Raw genomic sequence first — 537 nt, 5'->3', positions numbered from 1 at the left:
GTGTCGAGATTTTCCGGCAACTGGCCGCGATTCACCGCATTACGCAGGGTCAGGCCGATGCGCAGGTTGCAATCGAGACTAGCCGTCCGGCGCTGCTGGCGCAGATCGCACATTTCATCGGTGAATTCGCACTTATGAAACAGAATTTCGTTGATGCGCCGGGTTTTCGGGTCCAGTGCAACTTGATGAAACAAATGAATCAGCAACTGCCGCATGCAGCCCAGCGGGTCCGGTTCGTCTTCGCTTTCGCTGGCCTTGGCCAGTTCATCCAGCGGTTCGTGCAAGCTGTCGAGCATGGCCTGGACCAGGTCGGCCTTGTTGCTGAAATGCCAGTAGATGGCGCCACGCGTCACGCCGGCGAGGGTCGCGATGTCCGCCAGGGTGGTGCGGGCAACCCCCCTTTCATAGAAGGCTTTCTCGGCCGCTTCCAGGATCTGGCTGCGGGTTTCCTGAGCTTCCTCTTTGGTACGACGGACCATGGCAGTAAAACCTCAAACAGGATGTTTCAGGGATGGCTGAATATCCGCTGAATAAAGA

1 protein-coding gene is annotated in these 537 nt (G+C 57.4%); it reads right to left on the bottom strand.

Annotated features, from left to right (window positions below; translation table 11 throughout):
* Positions 1-479: efflux system transcriptional repressor EmhR (emhR, locus tag J5M71_RS26955; protein WP_207838555.1), on the bottom strand; the 479-nt coding region annotated here is incomplete at its 3' end.
* Positions 480-537 lie beyond the last annotated feature (58 nt).

This window comes from Pseudomonas sp. 43(2021), assembly GCF_017490805.1.
GTDB lineage: Bacteria > Pseudomonadota > Gammaproteobacteria > Pseudomonadales > Pseudomonadaceae > Aquipseudomonas.
The sequence above is the reverse complement of the archived record's forward strand: the minus strand, read 5'-3'. Positions and strand labels throughout refer to the sequence as shown.